Raw genomic sequence first — 16027 nt, 5'->3', positions numbered from 1 at the left:
TCCGTGCGGCTCACCGCGTTTCACCATTCGACGGACAGTGCGGTCAGGCGCCTGGTCGCCAGGCCCGCCTTCCACCGCACGGCATCGGGACCGTCCGCCAGCCGCAGGCCGGGGAAGCGTCGTAGCAGCCGGGCCAGCGCGATCCGCAGCTGCAATCGGGCCAGCGGTGCGCCGAGGCAGCGGTGCAGGCCGTGCCCGAAGGTGAGATGCGTTGTGGGATTGGTTGTTTCATCGAATAGGCCATTGCAGTGCAGTAGCGAGACGACCACCGCGGCACCGGCGGCGATCGTGGTGCCGCCGAGTTCGACGTCCTCGGTGGCGACCCGGGGCGCGCTCACCGAGGTCGACGCGCCGAGGCGGACCAGTTCCTCGATGGTCGCCTCGTCCAGTGGCCGCACGCGCAGTTCGGCATCGGAAAGCAGCGCGAGCACCGAAATGCCGAGCAGCCCAACCGTTGTCTCGTATCCCGCCATCAGCAGGGCGAGCCCGAGGTTGATGAGTTCGGCATGCGAAAGCGTGCCGCCGTCGTTGGCCCGGATCAGCGCGCTCAGCACATCGTCGCGCGGATCCCGGCGCTTGCTGCTGATCAGAGAGGACACGTAGTCCACCAGAATCAGTTCGTGCCGGGCCCGTTTGGTGCCGTCGTCGGTGGACATTTCGAACAGCGCGGTCACCGAGGCATCGAATTTCGGCCGATCCGCCGGTGGCACGCCGAGCAGCGCGCCCATCGCGGCCATCGGCAGCGGCGAAATGAATCCGGCCACCAGGTCGGCCGGGCGCGGCCCGTCGGCCAGCGCCGTGAGCAACTCGTCGGCGATCCGCTCGATGAACGGCGCCTGCTCGGCGACGCGATGCGTGGTGAAGGCCGCCCCGGCCAAGCGGCGCAGCCTGGCGTGCGCCGCACCGTCCACGCTCATGATCGAATCCGGTGACGGATCCACCGTGCCCAATTTCGGCGCATCCGGACGGGCGGCCGCCGCCCTGCTGAATCGCGCGTCGGCAAGTACCGCACGCCCGAGCGCGTAATCGGTCACCAGCCAAACCCGATCCCCGGTCGGCAGCCGGACCGGCGTCACGGGCGAATCCGGCCGTATCGCCAGAAATTCGGGCAGCGGTCCGATTCGGTACCGGGATCCGGTAATGGACATCAATTCGCTCCTCACGCCGGATCGGCTTGTTTTTCGAGCGTCCCCGTGCTGCGGAATTACGCCGTTGGTTCGGGCGCAATAGATATTTCCGATCATATTTCGCGGGGTGATCGGATTCATGCCCCCGGCGGGCCGGAACCGCCGCCGATAATTCGTGTCCCGTCGACGGGACAGCCATTCGCGAGAAGTAATCAGCCCGGCAGATTCACACCCGCAGGCCAGCTTTTCGCCGGGTCGAGCCGATCGGCCGCGACCACCGATTCGAGTTCGTGCCCGACCCGGCGGCCGAGAATGGATTCGGCGATTTCCCCGCTGCGCACCGCGATATTGGACAGCAGCGATGAGGAGAGACCGTGGGTGTGCTCGGTGCCACCTTGCAGGTAGATGCCCGGCAGGTCGAGATCGCCGATCAACCGGTAATCCCTGGTCACCAGATAGCGGCCCGCGGCGTCGCGGCGCAGGTACCGGTCCAGTTCGCCGAGCAGGCCCGCGGGCTGCATCGCGTTGTACCCGGTGGCACAGACCAGCAGGTCGGCGTCCAGTTCCACCGACTGACCGTCCAGCAGTGAATGCACCGAAAGCCTTGCGCCCGAACCATTTCCGCGAATTCCGGCGACCCGGCACAGCCGCAGCAGCCGCAGTCGGTCGACATTGCGCACCTCGTCGTCGTACGCCCGCCGGTACAGCTCCCGGATCACCTCGTCGTCCACCACCGAATAGTTGGTGTTGCGGTGATATCGCCAGAACATCTCCTTGGATTCGCCGGAGCCGGAGTAGTAGGTGTCGACCGCGCCCGGATCGAAAATCTGATTCGCGAACGGAGTGTTGTCGGCGATCGAATATCCGTAGGACGGGATCACCGCGAAAATGGTGGCGTCCGGCAGCGTGTCGTAGAGGTATCTGGTGATCTCGGCCGCGCTCTGCCCGGCGCCCGCGACGACGACCCGGCGCAGGTCACGCGGATCGCAGCCGTCGAATCGCTCAATGAATTCCGAACTGTGCCAAACCCTTTCACCGCGCTCCAGGCCCGAGGGCATGGCGGGTACCAGGCCGGTCGAGATGACGACATTGCGCGCGTTGAGCACCCGGCGGTCGCGGCCGTGCTCGACCACCTCGATCTCCAGGCGGTCGGCGCGCGGATCGCCGCCGGGCAGCCGGATGCCGGTGACCTCGGCGCCGTAGGTCACCCGGTCCGCGACCATTCGCGCGGCCCATTCCAGGTAGTCGTGGAATTCGTGGCGGGTGGGAAAGAAGTCCCGGTTGTTCACGAACTGGGCGAGGCGCCCCATCGAATGCAGGTAGGAAACGAAGCCGAACCGGGATCGCGGATTGCGGAACGTGACGAGATCCTTGAGAAATGCGACCTGCATCTTCGTCGCGGGCAGCAGCATATTCCGATGCCAGCCGAAGGCGGCCTTGCGTTCGAAGAACACGGCGGCTACCGGTGGCTCCAGCGTATCGGCCGGCAACTCCTCCAATGCGATGGCCAGCGCGAGCCCCGACGGCCCGAATCCGATACCGACCATATCCAGTACATCCGGCGCAGCGGTACTCATACGAAATCCCCCACAAGGACTCCCGAAAATGACTTACACAAACGATCGACCAACTCTCGCATAATCAAACCGCCGGGCCGAAAACGATTCCGTGCCGAACATCGGCATTCGCGATGCCGGGCTCTTCGACGAACCCGTGACAACACCATCTCCCACCGCACCCGAATATGTCCTGTGGACAGGACATCCGGCGCACACGACGCGGTATTCAATGGTGTTATCGGCGCGTCTTCCGGTAAAAATCCGCCGGAATTCCGGCGCCGTCGGTCAGCGCCATTTATGCTGCGCGCCAACGAGATTCGTAACCGAGACGGCGAGTCGGCACCGCGAGCCAACCGAACAGCGGCCAAGCGGGTACGTACCAGTCCTGACACTGCCACAGCAGCATCGGCGTTGCGCGGCCTGGTGGTGCGACGTCGAGCGCCTGATATGCGTCACCGCCGAGGTCGGCGCTGATACGCAGCGCTTATTCGGGTGCGGGCCACGGCCAGTCGCCGGGTTCGCGGTATTCGCCCGCTACGCCGAATGCGGCGAGGATGGCGGTACGGTCCGCACCGGCGGCCAGCAGGGTCAGCAGCAGGAGCCGCGCCTTCAACGGGTCCAGGTAACCGGCTCGAATGAGGCCGCGGGCGAGGAGGTCGCGCTCACTGCCCGCGAAACCGTAGGTGCCCGCGAGGACCGAACCGCTGCCGGTGCGCGAGGCGAGCACGACAGGTACTCGGGCGCAAAGCTTTTCGAGTGCCGGAACGAGGCGGGCCGGTACGTGCCCCGCACCGAATCCGGCGACGACGAGTCCGTCGACGCGATCCGCGACGGCCTCCAGGACGGTGCCGTCCTCGCCGAGCGCCATCGGCAGCACCGGAACCTTCAGGTCGGCGGCGGGATATCCGGGGACGACGGTGCGGTGGGTGAGCCGACTGAGCAGGCGCGCACGTCCCTCGACGAGATAGCCGAGCGGGCCGCCGTTACGTGAGACGAAGGTGGCGATGCTGGTGGTGTGCGTCTTGCCGACCCGGCGCGCGGCGTGGATCTCGTCGGCGAAAACCACAAGGGCGCCTTGGTTTCTCGCATGCGGGTCCGCCGCCGTTCGGATGGCGGCCAGCAGGTTCGCCGGTCCGTCGGCACCGGCCATCGTCGGATTGCGCATCGCACCGGTGACGACGATCGGTTCCGGTTCCGGATGCAACAGATCCAGCAGGTAGGCGGTCTCCTCGATGGTGTCGGTACCTTGCACGACCACGGCGCCGTCGAAATCGCCGATCCGCGTGCCGATTTCGGCGGCCAGTTCGGTGATGTCGGCGATGGTCAGCGCGGCTCCGGCTACCCGGCGGAAGTCGACCACCGCTACCTCGACTCCGCTGTCGGCGAGACCGGGGACCGCGGCGAGTAACTCACCCGCGGACAGCGACGGGGTCACCCCGCCCACCCCGGTCATGGCGATGGTGCCGCCGAGAGCGTAAACGATTACCCGGGAACGATTTCCGAACGAAGGCACCTGGCCAGCGTAGCGACCGAGCTGAAGCCTTGCCGTAGATCCCGTCCACCGCGCGGCGCTCCCCGGCCGTACTCGGTCCAGTCGTCGTGAATACCTCGCGCAGCAGTACCGCACCGGCCTGGGGCGACCCGCATCGGCAATCTACCGGCAATCCGCCGATCTCTGCCGTATGTTGCACACCGAAACCCACCGAACGGAGGTATATCACCTTGGATGTCACCGGCATGGAACGCGATGCGGGCATCGCGCAGCTGGTGGCGGAGATCCCGGCGCTGAATCTGGCGGATTACGCGAGGTCGATCGTCGGTCGCCGCTACCGCGTCAACGAGGAATACGAGGTCGGCCGCGAGAAGATTCGCGAGTACGCACGCGCCGTCCGAGACGAGCATCCGGTCCACTGGAACGAATTCGAAGCCGCGGCATACGGATACCGCGGGCTGCTCGCGCCGCCGACCTTCACCTGCCTGCTCAGCGGGGCGGTCCAGAAAATGCTCGCGGCCATGCTCACCGGCTACGATCTGTCCAGCGCCGTGCAGACCGACCAGGTCTTCAACTATCACCAGCCGATCGTCGCGGGCGACCGGCTCACCAGCAACGTTTCCCTGCACTCGTTCCGCCAGGCGTTCGGCGGCGACCTGATGGTCGTCGAGAATACGATCACCAACCAGCGCGACGAGACCGTGCTCACCGCGTACACCAGCCTGATCGCCCGCTCGGTCCAAACCGAAAAGGACAACGAGATAGCGGAATTCGTGCTCGGGCTCGTCCGGCACGATGTCCGCACCCCCGACGTGCCCGCGCCGACACCGGAACCGATCGCACACCGCGAATTCGAACCGCTGCCGCGACGCGCCGCCGCCAACGGGCGCGCGTTGGCATCGGTGCGAGAGGGTGCGGAGCTGCCGCCGCGCACCGTCCGGCTCACCCGCGGCGATCTGGTCAACTACGCGGGCGTATCCGGAGATCCGAATCCGATCCACTGGAGCGACCGGGCCGCGGAAATGGTCGGACTGGAGCAGGGCATCGTCGCGCACGGCATGCTGACCATGGGCCTCGGCGCCGGATTCGTCACCGCCTGGCTCGACGACCCGGGTGCGCTGCTGCAATACAGCGTCCGCATGACCAGCCCGGTCTACGTCTCCTTCGACGGCACCAGCGAGATCCGCTACACCGGGAAGATCAAATCGGTGGACCCCGCGACGGGCACCGCGACCATCGCCATCGGCGCGACACACGCCGACCGCAAGATCTTCGGCCGCGCCACCGCGGTGGTACAGCTCTCCTGAACCCGAAACGCCCAGGCCGAGAATCGATCTCGGCCTGGGCGTGCTTTCGGCGCACCCGACCTCCGTGAACATCGTTTTCGCCGGAACAGCGATCCGCCCGGACAGCGGTGGTTCCGTACGACACGCGGGCTCTACCATGCGAATACGAGCAGCCCGAGATACGGAGGAGCGCGATGTCGGTGAACAGGGGTACGGGGACCACCGCATCCGGTGGGCCGCCGCTCGAGATCGACACGCGCCCGGCGGTTCTGGATCAGTTCACGGTAGACGAGACCGGGCGCACCGGACGGCGGCCGCAGGGGATCGTCTACCCGACGGGCGTGGAAGAAGTGGTCGCCGTGGTCGAATGGGCCGGGACCACCCGAACTCCGCTCATCCCCCGCGGCGCGGGAACCAGCCTGGAGGGGCATCTGCTCGCGCAGCGCGACGAGCTGATCGTCGACCTGTCGCGGGCGAACGCGATCCTCGACATCTCCCCCGCCGATTTCACCGCGACGGTGCAGCCCGGGGTGACGCGAACCCAATTGAACGCGGCCACCGCGGAATTCGGCCTGCAGTTCACCGTCGATCCCGGCGCGGACGCCTCGCTCGGCGGTATGGCGGCCACCAACGCCAGCGGCACAACCACCGTCCGGTACGGCGGGATGCGCGCGAATGTGCTTGCGCTGCAGGCTGTTCTGGCCGACGCCACCGCGGCCCGGTTCGGCCGCGCGGTCCGCAAATCGTCGAGCGGCTACGACCTGAAGGATCTGCTGATCGGCTCGGCGGGCACGCTCGGCATCATCACCGAGCTCACCGTCCGCCTGCACCCGATTCCGGAATGGCTCCGCTCGCTGCGGATTTCGTTTCCGACGGTGGCCGATGCCGTCGACGCCTCGCTGGCGGTCATGGGTGCGGCGCTGCCGGTCAGCAGGCTCGAGCTGGTCGACGCCCCGAGTATGGCCGCGATCAACGCCTACCGCGGCACCGACTACGCCGAAACACCCGCGCTGTTCGTCGATATCGAATCGTCGTCGGCCGTCGCCGGCACCGCCGATGAACAGGAGGTTCAGCGAATCGCCCAGGCGCACAACGCCATCGATTTCGCGACGGCCCGCACCCACACCGAGCGGCATGCCCTCTGGGAGGACCGGCACAATCTCTTCTTCGCGCTGAAGGCGCACCACCCGGGGCACCGATTCATGGTGACCGACACCGCCGTCCCGTTCTCCCGGGTCGCGGCGGCCGTCGACACCGCGACCCGGCTCGGTGCGGAACTCGGGCTCGCGGTCAGCGTCGCCGGACATATCGGCGATGGCAACGTGCACGCCGTCATCCCCTATACGGACGCGAGCTATGCGGCGGCGCAACAGTTTTCCGACAGCGTGGTGCGGCACGCGCTCGCCGTCGGCGGCACCGCCACCGGCGAACACGGCATCGGCATGGCCAAGAAGAAGTATCTGCGCGACGAGCACGGCGCCGCGGTCGAGATGATGATCGCGATCAAGCGCGCCATCGATCCGCTCGGCCTGTTCAATCCGGACAAGGTGCTGGACGCATGAAAACGGTGGCCGCCCAGGCAAATCCGTGGGCGGCCACCGAATCTGTTACTGACCGGCGCCCTTGCGGTCGCCCTGCCCGGACGGCCACTGCGGTGTCTCGTTGATCTGCGGCGACGGATTCTTCTTGTGGCGGTCCGCCAGCGAACCCGGGAAGAGGTATTCGTCCGCGGGCCGGGTGGTCCCGTTCAGCCAGGCGTCGAAGAAGCCGCCGAGCTGCTCAGGGCTGCGCAGCTGCATGAAGTCGCGGAACTCCGGGATCGATGCGTTGCCGAATTTGTGGTCCTGCACGAAATCCTTTACCGCGGTGAAGAATACGTCGTCACCGATGGTGCGGCGCAGTGCGTGCAGGAACAGCGTGCCCCTGGTGTAGACGGTAGTGAACTCGTTGCCCTTGCCGGGATCGAACAGCGGGATCTTCCAGATGTCGCGCTTCTCCCAGCGCGCGAGGTCGTCCAGGTAGAGCTGATCGGCATCCTGGTTGTCGATCCGCTCCGGCCAGAGGATGTCGGCGGTGTAGCTGGCGAAGCATTCGTTCAGGCAGACGTCCTTCCACAGCGTCACCGACATCGAATCGCCCCACCATTGATGGGCGTTCTCGTGGATCAGCGTATTCAGATCGGTCCACGGCGCGTAGATCGGCCGGGTCTGCGTCTCCAGCGAGAACCGCAGATCCGTGTCGACGTAGATGCCGCCGCCCGCCTCGAACGGGTACGGCCCGTACAGCTGCTCCTCGAAGTCGAGCACCTGCGGGAGCTTCTTCTCCAGCTCCTGTTTCTGCGCCGCCGCGCCCGGCGCGAAGACGCTCTCCAAAGGCGTTCCGTCGGAACGCTTCTGGCTGAGGTGGGTGAACTTGTCGATCGCGATCGTGGTCAGGTAACCGATGATCGGGCTGCGGTCCTCCCAGGTCACCGTGTGGTGATCGGTCCCGGATGGGTTGTCGGAGGTCATGATTCCGTTGGACGCGACGTCCCAGCCGGTCGGCACGGTGGCGTGCAAGGTGACGGTGGCCTTGTTCTGCGGGGTGTCGTTGAGCGGGTACCACGTTGTCGCGGAATGTGGTTCGCCCGCGGCGAAGGCGCCGCCGCTCGGCGAATACGTCCAGCCGTTGCCGCCGGTGTCGGCGGCGGTGCCGGAGTAGTCGACGGTCACCGTGAACGACTGCTCGTTCGGCAGCGGGTCGGCCGGGGTGATGACGAGTTCGTGCTCGCCCTGCCGGTCGAAGCGGGCCGCCTTGCCGTTGACGGTGACGCCCTGCACCGGCGGACCGGCGAAATCGAGGTTGAACGCGGACAGGTCCTGCGTCGCGTTCGCGGTGATCGTCGCCTTGCCGGTGAGGTGGTGGGTCGGCGGGTCGTAGTCGATTCCGAGGTCGTAGTGGACCGCCGTGTAACCGCCGTTGCCGTCCTGCGGGTAGTACGGGTCGCCGACGCCGTCCGAGCCCGGAGCGGGATCGGCCGAACCGGTCGAACCGTTTCCGGTGCCGGTATGCGGGGCGCCGGCGGGCGCCGCGGCCGCCGTCGCACCGCAGATCAGGCTCAACGCCACCACGGCGGGCGCAAGCAGCGCCCGCGATCCCGGTACGGCGCAGGTTCGAATGCGTCCATTCGATGGACGATGAATTCGCATGGGAATCAACCCCTTTGATAAGCAATCCGAGGGCGAACGCAGCCACGCCCCGTATCGGGCGTTCGCCTGGATCTGTGATCGATTGCAGTACAAGCCGATTCGGCGGCTCGAACATCGCTGCCGCTAAACGATCTCACAGAAATGATCGGTAGAGTTATCGCGCCAACTGTGGAAATTCCCCATCAGTGGGCAATCCCATACAGCACAACGACGTACAGCGCGGAAACCGATGGTCTCCGCGCTGAACGCCGAATATTCGGATCAGAATGCCGTCAATAATCCGAGAATCAATTTGGCCAGATCGATCGCGATGCCGACCGAGCCGCTGCCGACGAGCGACGATCCGGTGCTCGGCGAATTACCGCCGCTGCTGGAGCCGGAGTTGTTCTGGGCGATGTAATCCACAACGCTGTAAAGTGCGGACATTTTTGGTACCACCTAACTCTATTGCCGGTATTTCGAATCGCGGCGGTGGGCCCGCCGCGGCGCGCTTTCAGCTGAACGTCACCTGCGCCTGGACCGCGAGGGTGCTCAGGCCACTGGTGTCACAGCCCGGATTCGGCTGGGCATTCTGGATGCTCGCCGCCACCGTGTCGCCGCTCAACTGGCCCCCGGTGACATTCGCGCTGAAGGTCGGCATGGACAGCTGCCAGCTGATATCGCTGGTACTGCCCGATGCCCAGGTGACCGTGCCGGATCCATTGCCGTCCACCGAGATTCCGCACGGGAACAGAATCATCGAGGTGGCCGACGCGGTGCCGGTGCCCGCCAGCTTGCCCGCGGTCAGGTCACTGTGCTGGCCGTTGCTCGAGGTGCAATTGGTGAGGTCACCACTGATGCTGACAGTGGCGCTGCCGCCCGCCTGCAGCGGCGGGGTGAGAGTCAGATTGAGGGACGCCTGGCAGCCGAGATCGCCGTCGGCGGCGCCCGCGGGGGTGGTCGGAAGTAGTGCCATCGCAGCGGCGAGCGGGGTCGCCGCAATCAGCAGAGCCGTGACGCGGACATGTTTTAGCGCCATTTCCCGGTACCTCCAATAAATTAGCGCTCATCCGTGGCATAAGAGCCGCGATCAAGATACGACTTTCCGAGGCCGCCAAGGTATTCCGCGCGGCTCCCCACTCCACTGGGGAATGCGTTCTCGACCACCGCGTCCGCCAATTCGCGCACAGCACTTGGCTTCTCGCACAGAGTATTGCGTGCGCGGGAACCTGAACGATACGCGGGCACAGCCCGATCCGGGGAGCATGCCGACGTACCACGCGCCCATCCGTCGTCATGGGCGACCGCCTGCCCGGCGCACCGATCGTTCCGAACGGAACACGGCCGACATGCGCCCGCACCCTTGACCGTAATACCCCATACGGGTATATGGTGTCCGAGGGGTGCCGTCCGGACCCATCCGACTACCGCGAGACGAGGCCACCGATGCACGCGATCGGACACGCGCTGGCCCTGACCGGGTCCATGACCTGGGAGATCCTCTGGGCGCTCATCCTCGGATTCACGCTGTCGGCGGTGGTGCAGGCGGTGGTGCGCAAATCCACCATCGTGCGGCTGCTGGGCGACGACAGTCCGCGCACGCTCGCGATCGCGGCCGGGCTCGGCGCCGCATCCTCCTCCTGCTCGTATGCCGCGGTCGCGCTCGCGCGGTCGCTGTTCCGCAAGGGTGCGAATTTCACCGCGGCGATGGCCTTCGAGATCGGCTCGACCAACCTCGTCGCCGAACTCGGCATCATCCTCGCGCTGCTGCTCGGCTGGCAGTTCACCGCCGCCGAATTCATCGGCGGGCCGATCATGATCGTGCTGCTCGCGGTGCTGTTCCGGATCTTCGTCCGGTCCAGGCTGGTGGACGCGGCGCGAGCGCAGGCCGAACGCGGGCTCGCCGGATCGATGGAAGGCCATGCGGCCATGGATATGTCGGTGTCGTCGGAGGGGTCGTTCCTACGGCGGCTGCTCTCCCGCCCCGGCCTGACCGCGGTGTCCCATGTCTTCGTGATGGAATGGGCCGCCATCCTGCGCGACCTGATCATCGGGCTGCTCATCGCGGGCGCGATCGGCGCGTGGGTGCCGAATGCGTTCTGGCAGAACTTCTTCCTGACCGATCACCCGCTGCTGTCCGCGATCTGGGGACCGCTGGTCGGGCCGCTGGTGGCGATCCTGTCGTTCGTCTGCTCCATCGGCAACGTGCCGCTGGCCGCGGTGCTGTGGAACGGCGGCATCAGCTTCGGCGGCGTCATCGCCTTCATCTACGCCGACCTGCTGATCCTGCCGATCCTCAACATCTACCGCAAATACTATGGGGCCCGCATGACGCTCACCCTGCTCGCGACGTTCTACGCCGCCATGGTGGGCGCCGGCTACCTCGTCGAAATCCTGTTCGGCGCAACAGGTCTGACGCCGAAGGCACGCAACGCCATGGTGATGACCGACGGCATCAGCTGGAACTACACCACCTGGCTCAACATCGCCTTCCTCATCCTCGCCGCCCTGCTCGTCGTGCGCTTCATCCGCACCGACGGAATCCCCATGCTGCGCATGATGGGCGGCAACCCCGACCCCGCCGCCCAGCACCACCACTGAGCGCTACCCTGCCCTCGACCACCATTGGTTGTGCGAGGAGCGAAAGTTGGAACTGGATCTCGGTGCGGTGCGGGCGTTCATCGCCATCGCCGACGATCGGCATTTCGGAGCGGCGGCCGATGAGTTGCGCCTTACGCAGCAAGCGATTTCGAAGCGGATCGCGAAGTTGGAGGCCGGGCTCGGCACCGTACTGCTGCGGCGCGCCCGCGGCGGCGCCGAGCTCACCCCGGACGGCGTGGCCTTCCTGCCGCATGCGCGCGCCCTGATCGCACTGGCCGATCGCGCGGTGGAATCCGTATGCGGGCGCGACCGTCCGCTGCGCGTCGACGTGATCGGAACCCGGCTCGCGCCGGCGGAATTGGTCCGCGCCTTCCACGAGGCCAACGACGATGTCGAGATCGATATCATCTCCTCGAAAGGGTTGCGCAGCGGGCGATCCGCGCTCGCGAACGGCACCATCGACGTCGCCTTCGCCAGGGTGATCGGCGAGCTCGACCCGGTTATCGACTACGTTCCCGCCTACCTCGAACCGCTACAGGTGCTGGTCAACCGCAGGCATCGGCTGGCGGGACGCCGCCGAATACGCTTGGCGGAGCTCACCGATTCGGTCGCCCGCATGCCGGGCAACGAACCGGGCAGCGAATGGGCGCATTACTACGACGATCTCGCGGGCGAATTCGGACTCACCAACGACACCACCGGACCGGATTTCGGATTGGACCATCTGCTCGACGAGATCGCGCACTCCCCGGAGAGTTTCGTTTTCGGCGCCGAAAAGATGCGCGTCCCATGGCATCCCGAGATCGTCCAGATCCCGATTGTCGATCCGACGCCCGTCTATCCACACTCCATGCTCTGGCATCGGCACAGCCAACATCCGGCGCTGCCCCGCCTGATCGAGCACATCCGCGCCGAATTTCGCCCGTTCGATCCGCGCACGCAGTGGCTGCCGCCGCTGGAAATCCGGACCGAGCTATGGGGTTCCACTCGGCGCTGACAACCGGCGGTTGTCGGCGACACCACGTCGCGCGCGATACGGGCCATAGCCGTGCTGGGGAGACGTCATCCGCCGCCGAGGGTTGCCGCTGCTGGGCGGCCGATGCTCCGACAACCCAGCTCGACGCCGCGAGCCGCAACGCCCAATCCGGGTTTCGACCGGGCGTTTCCGGGTTATCCGCGCCACGGCGGCGTCCGCGACGATGTGACACCGCCGGATGAGGAACAGCCGGACCGGTTGTCCGGCTCGGCTCGATGGGCGGTGTTGGAGGCGGTCGAGATGGACGGATATCCCTCGCTGGCGCGGCGACTGTGGCGGACACTGCCGTGGAGCGGCAACCCGCTGATGCGCCCCGCAGATCGGTTCGAGGGGCTGATCCGGCTGTTCGCCATCGTGCTCGTGCTGGCCGCCGTTCCGCTGGCCGGTCTGGCGGGCACCGTCGGATATACCTCGGCCGCCGCGCGCATCCGCGCCGACAATGCCACCAAAACCCTTGTCCAGGTGGCGATTACCAGCGATCCCGAATTGATCCCCGCCGAGGGTCAGACCGCGGCGAGCCATCTCGAGGCCCACGTGCAGTGGAAATTCGACGGCCACCCCGCGACCGCGACCATCGAGGTGCCCGCATCGGCCAAACGGGGCGACCAGGTCCCGATGTGGCTCGGGCCGAACGGACGCCCCACCGGCGCACCGGTGTCCACCGGGTCCGCCGCCATCCAGGGCATCGGCGCCGGACTGCTCACGCTGACCGGAATCATCTGCGGCGCAATAACTCTCGCCTGGTCCGCGGCATGGCTGCTGGCCTGGCGCAATCGCGCGGAATGGGCGCGCGAATGGCAGCGGATGAGCCGCGCGATCGGGCAGGGCAAGTAGCGCTCGGCCACCGCGAAATCACCGCGCCGCGCTCCCGCGCTCCGATGGCGTCGGCTCACCGACCAGCGCCGCGACGGTTCGATGCAGGCGCAGGCGAATATCGGCCTCCGCGGTGACGGTGAGCAGCAGGTGGTGGACGACGCCGACGATGGCGAGCGCGAGGGCTGCCGGATCCGCCGTCGCGGGCAGCCTGCCGAGCCGCTGCTCGGCCGAAAGGTATGCGGCCGTTGCGCTTTCGATGGTGTCGAGCCCCGCGTTCCGATCGCCGAGCAACTCGCCGATCCGGTCCGCCAGATCGGGACGCGCGGCCAGCAGGCGCACCGAGGCGACTGTTGCGGCCAGCGGACGCGCGAGTACCGCCTCGCACACATTCGCGGCGATCCCGCCGGTGCCCGCCCGCTCCGGCAGGTTCGTCGCCTCGGCGCAGAGGAGGAACCCGCGGTCGGTCGCATAGCCGGTCAGGAATTCGTCGAAGTCGGCGAAATGCGCGTACATCAACCCGGTCGCGACACCCGCCGCCGCGGTGACGGCCCGCCCACTGAGCTTGCCCGGCCCGTCGCGAACGATCAGCTGCTCGGCGGCGGTGAACAGCTGCTGCCGGATCGCGGGGATAGCGACACCTCTAGGCATGACGGCCAGTCTATTGGCCGCCGACGACCGCACCTTGACCAAGTTTGAACATGTGCTCATACTCGGTTTGAACAACTGCTCAAACCGAGAGGATCGCGAGAGTGACGAAGAACGGCGGAAGCGCACAGGCGCACGGCGACCGGGCCGACACACCGGCCAAGCGGGCGGTGATCGTCGGTGCCGGAATCGCGGGCCTGGCCACCGCATTGCGCCTGCACCGGTCGGGTTGGCGGGTGCTGGTGGTCGAGCGCGCGCCGGGGCGGCGCAGCAGCGGTTATCTGGTCAATCTGCCCGGTCAGGCCTACGACACGGCCGAGCGCCTCGGCATACTGCCCCAACTCGTCGCGCGCGATATCGGATTCTTCACCTCGATCCTGACCAGGGCCGACGGCAGCGCGAAGTTCACCGTGCCCGCCGCCGCGGCGCAGGCCCTCGGCTCCCGGATGCTCACCGTCTTTCGGGGAGACCTCGAAACCGTTCTCTACGAGGCGATTTCGGAGATCGTCCCGATCCGGTTCGGCACCACCGTCCGAGCCGTCGTACCCGGACGGGACGAGGTCGAAATCGAATTCGCCGACGGCAGCCGCGAAACGGCCGACCTGCTCGTCGGCGCCGACGGCGTGCATTCGGCAGTGCGCGCGCAGCTGTTCGGCAACGCCACCGACTGCCGGGTGGATCTGCTGCATATGTTCGGGGCACTACCGCTCGACCGCACTCCGGACGATGTGCCGCAGGGTGCGGGCGCCACCTTCATCGGGGTGCGCCGCATGGCGGCGGTGATCAACCTCGGACCCGGCCGGTCGTCGGCCTTCTTCACCTACTACAGCGACGATCCGGAAACGGAGCTGAAGCAGGGGCCGGTGCGGGCCCTCACCACCGCTTTCGGCGATCTGGGCGGTAGCGTGCCCGACGCCCTGCGCCAACTCGCCGACGATCCCGGCGCCGCCTATTTCGACTCGGTCAGCCAGATCGTGCTGGATCGGTGGCACCGCGGCCGGGTGCTGTTGCTCGGCGATTCCGCCTGGTGCGTAACGGTTTTCGCCGGACACGGGGCCGCGCTGGCACTCACCGGGGCCGACCGGCTCGGCGACGAACTCGACGCGCACGGCGACGATATCCCGGCCGCGCTCGCCGCGTGGGAGGCGGCGCTGCGGCCCGAGGTGCGCAAGCGACAGGCGTTGGCCCGCAAGGGGACAGCCCAATTCGCTCCACCGACGAAGGCGCATATCTTCGCGAACGAGATGATGATCCGCGCCATGCGGCTGCCCGGCATCCGCACGATGATGCAGCGCGCCATCGCCCGCGCGAACGAGTAGGCGCGGGTCCGATTCCCACCACTGCTACGAATCAGTAAGCGCGGCCTGCTGTTACGGCTGCCGCCCGACCGCGCCGCCGACGGTCCGCACCGCCTGCCGCCTCGCGTATCACCGCGCCGCCGACCGCTCCCGCCAGCGCCGCGGCGGCGCACCGTTCTCGCGCCGGAAAATGCGGGTGAAATAGCCGGGATCGGCCATGCCGACGCGGCGGGCGATCTCGCCGATGGGCAGTTCGGTTTCGCTGAGCAGCCTGCGCGCCTCGGTCATCCGGCGTTCGACGATCCAGTCCTGCACGGTGCGGCCGGTGCGGCGGCGGACCACGGTGGTGAGGTGGCCCGGTGTCATGCCGACCGCACGCGCGACATCGCGCAGCGACAGCGGTTCGCCGATGTGGTCGTCTATCGCCTCGAATACCGCGGCGAGCAGCGGTTCACCACTGCGCCGCAGATCACCGACCACGTCGGCGGCCATCCTGGCCAGCTCGATCAACAGCAGCGTCAGGTGGGCGAGCGCCGCCTGACGGTAACCCTCCTGGCGTCCGGCGATTTCGGCTTCGATGGCGGAGATCGTGGTCTCCCAGAACGCGTCTCGGCCATCGGGTATCGAAAGACGCAGCAGCCCATCGGAACTGCCGTGCAGGAACGGGTACAGCAGCGGGTGCGACCCCCAGACGGGCCGGGCCGCCCCGCCGAGCGCCCTCGGATCGAATGCGACGACGGCACCGAGGACCATCCCGTGCTCCGCCGGAAGATCGATCACTCGGCCGGGCGCGACGACGTGAACGGCGCCCGTGGTATGGAACAGCACCGGGAAGTCGTGGATATGCCGCCCATCCGGGCCGGGCCTGCCGGGCCGATGCATGCGCAGCACCGATACCGGCGGCGTCACCGGATCGGTCCGGTAGTCGAAAACCGGGATGCCGCGCTCATGCCGCACCAGCCGGGACATCTCCGTCATGACACCGAAGATAATCCCGATA

Annotated in this window: 14 protein-coding genes; 6 read left to right on the top strand and 8 right to left on the bottom strand. The window is 67.1% G+C overall.

Features of this window, described 5'->3' with window-relative positions; genetic code table 11:
• Positions 1-20: 20 nt before the first annotated feature.
• The 3 genes from LGY53_RS12535 to LGY53_RS12525 form a co-directional block, all read right to left on the bottom strand.
• Positions 21-1148 (bottom strand): cytochrome P450, encoded by a 1128-nt coding sequence (locus LGY53_RS12535; RefSeq protein WP_225726852.1) that lies wholly within the window; start codon positions 1146-1148, stop codon positions 21-23.
• Between the two features lie 191 nt (positions 1149-1339).
• A complete protein-coding gene (locus LGY53_RS12530) occupies positions 1340-2704 on the bottom strand; it encodes a lysine N(6)-hydroxylase/L-ornithine N(5)-oxygenase family protein (protein ID WP_225726851.1) in 1365 nt (454 codons plus the stop codon).
• Positions 2705-3170: 466 nt separating this feature from the next.
• The gene (locus LGY53_RS12525) at positions 3171-4199 is read right to left on the bottom strand and encodes an asparaginase (protein ID WP_225726850.1); all 1029 of its coding nucleotides are present in this window, start codon (positions 4197-4199) and stop codon (positions 3171-3173) included.
• 209 nt (positions 4200-4408) lie between these two features.
• Here LGY53_RS12525 and LGY53_RS12520 point away from each other — a divergent pair, with 209 nt between their 5' ends.
• Both LGY53_RS12520 and LGY53_RS12515 read left to right on the top strand, forming a co-directional pair.
• A complete protein-coding gene (locus tag LGY53_RS12520) occupies positions 4409-5485 on the top strand; it encodes a fused (3R)-hydroxyacyl-ACP dehydratase subunits HadA/HadB (RefSeq protein ID WP_225726849.1) in 1077 nt (358 codons plus the stop codon).
• Positions 5486-5658: 173 nt separating this feature from the next.
• Complete coding sequence (locus LGY53_RS12515; protein ID WP_225726848.1) at positions 5659-7026, top strand: FAD-binding oxidoreductase; 1368 nt, start codon at positions 5659-5661, stop codon at positions 7024-7026.
• A gap of 45 nt (positions 7027-7071) precedes the next feature.
• Here LGY53_RS12515 and LGY53_RS12510 read toward each other — a convergent pair whose 3' ends face one another.
• The 3 genes from LGY53_RS12510 to LGY53_RS12500 form a co-directional block, all read right to left on the bottom strand.
• Positions 7072-8652, bottom strand: a complete 1581-nt coding sequence (locus tag LGY53_RS12510; RefSeq protein ID WP_225726847.1) for a M1 family metallopeptidase — start codon at positions 8650-8652, stop codon at positions 7072-7074.
• A 261-nt stretch (positions 8653-8913) separates the two neighbouring features.
• Positions 8914-9078 carry a hypothetical protein gene (locus LGY53_RS12505; RefSeq protein WP_225726846.1) on the bottom strand — a complete coding sequence of 55 codons (165 nt, stop codon included), beginning with the start codon at positions 9076-9078 and terminating at the stop codon, positions 8914-8916.
• Between the two features lie 67 nt (positions 9079-9145).
• Positions 9146-9670 carry a hypothetical protein gene (locus tag LGY53_RS12500; RefSeq protein WP_225726845.1) on the bottom strand — a complete coding sequence of 175 codons (525 nt, stop codon included), beginning with the start codon at positions 9668-9670 and terminating at the stop codon, positions 9146-9148.
• 407 nt (positions 9671-10077) lie between these two features.
• On the opposite strand from LGY53_RS12500, the gene LGY53_RS12495 reads away from it, so the two are divergent.
• The 3 genes from LGY53_RS12495 (at position 10078) to LGY53_RS12485 (ending at position 13102) form a co-directional block, all read left to right on the top strand.
• Positions 10078-11232, top strand: a complete 1155-nt coding sequence (locus LGY53_RS12495; protein WP_225726844.1) for a permease — start codon at positions 10078-10080, stop codon at positions 11230-11232.
• Between the two features lie 46 nt (positions 11233-11278).
• A complete protein-coding gene (locus LGY53_RS12490) occupies positions 11279-12229 on the top strand; it encodes a LysR family transcriptional regulator (protein WP_225726843.1) in 951 nt (316 codons plus the stop codon).
• Between the two features lie 102 nt (positions 12230-12331).
• Complete coding sequence (locus LGY53_RS12485; protein ID WP_225726842.1) at positions 12332-13102, top strand: hypothetical protein; 771 nt, start codon at positions 12332-12334, stop codon at positions 13100-13102.
• Positions 13103-13120: 18 nt separating this feature from the next.
• On the opposite strand, the gene LGY53_RS12480 is transcribed toward LGY53_RS12485, so the two are convergent.
• Positions 13121-13732, bottom strand: a complete 612-nt coding sequence (locus LGY53_RS12480; protein ID WP_225726841.1) for a TetR family transcriptional regulator — start codon at positions 13730-13732, stop codon at positions 13121-13123.
• 101 nt (positions 13733-13833) lie between these two features.
• Here LGY53_RS12480 and LGY53_RS12475 point away from each other — a divergent pair, with 101 nt between their 5' ends.
• Positions 13834-15048 (top strand): FAD-dependent oxidoreductase, encoded by a 1215-nt coding sequence (locus LGY53_RS12475; protein WP_225726840.1) that lies wholly within the window; start codon positions 13834-13836, stop codon positions 15046-15048.
• A gap of 108 nt (positions 15049-15156) precedes the next feature.
• On the opposite strand, the gene LGY53_RS12470 is transcribed toward LGY53_RS12475, so the two are convergent.
• Positions 15157-16005: an AraC family transcriptional regulator gene (locus LGY53_RS12470; protein WP_225726839.1), complete on the bottom strand. Its 849-nt coding sequence runs from the start codon at positions 16003-16005 to the stop codon at positions 15157-15159.
• Positions 16006-16027 lie beyond the last annotated feature (22 nt).

The organism is Nocardia sp. JCM 34519.1 (assembly GCF_020361265.1).
In the GTDB taxonomy this organism is placed as follows: domain Bacteria; phylum Actinomycetota; class Actinomycetes; order Mycobacteriales; family Mycobacteriaceae; genus Nocardia; species Nocardia arthritidis_A.
Note: the sequence above shows the minus strand (reverse complement) of the source record. Positions and strands in the feature narration are given on the sequence as shown.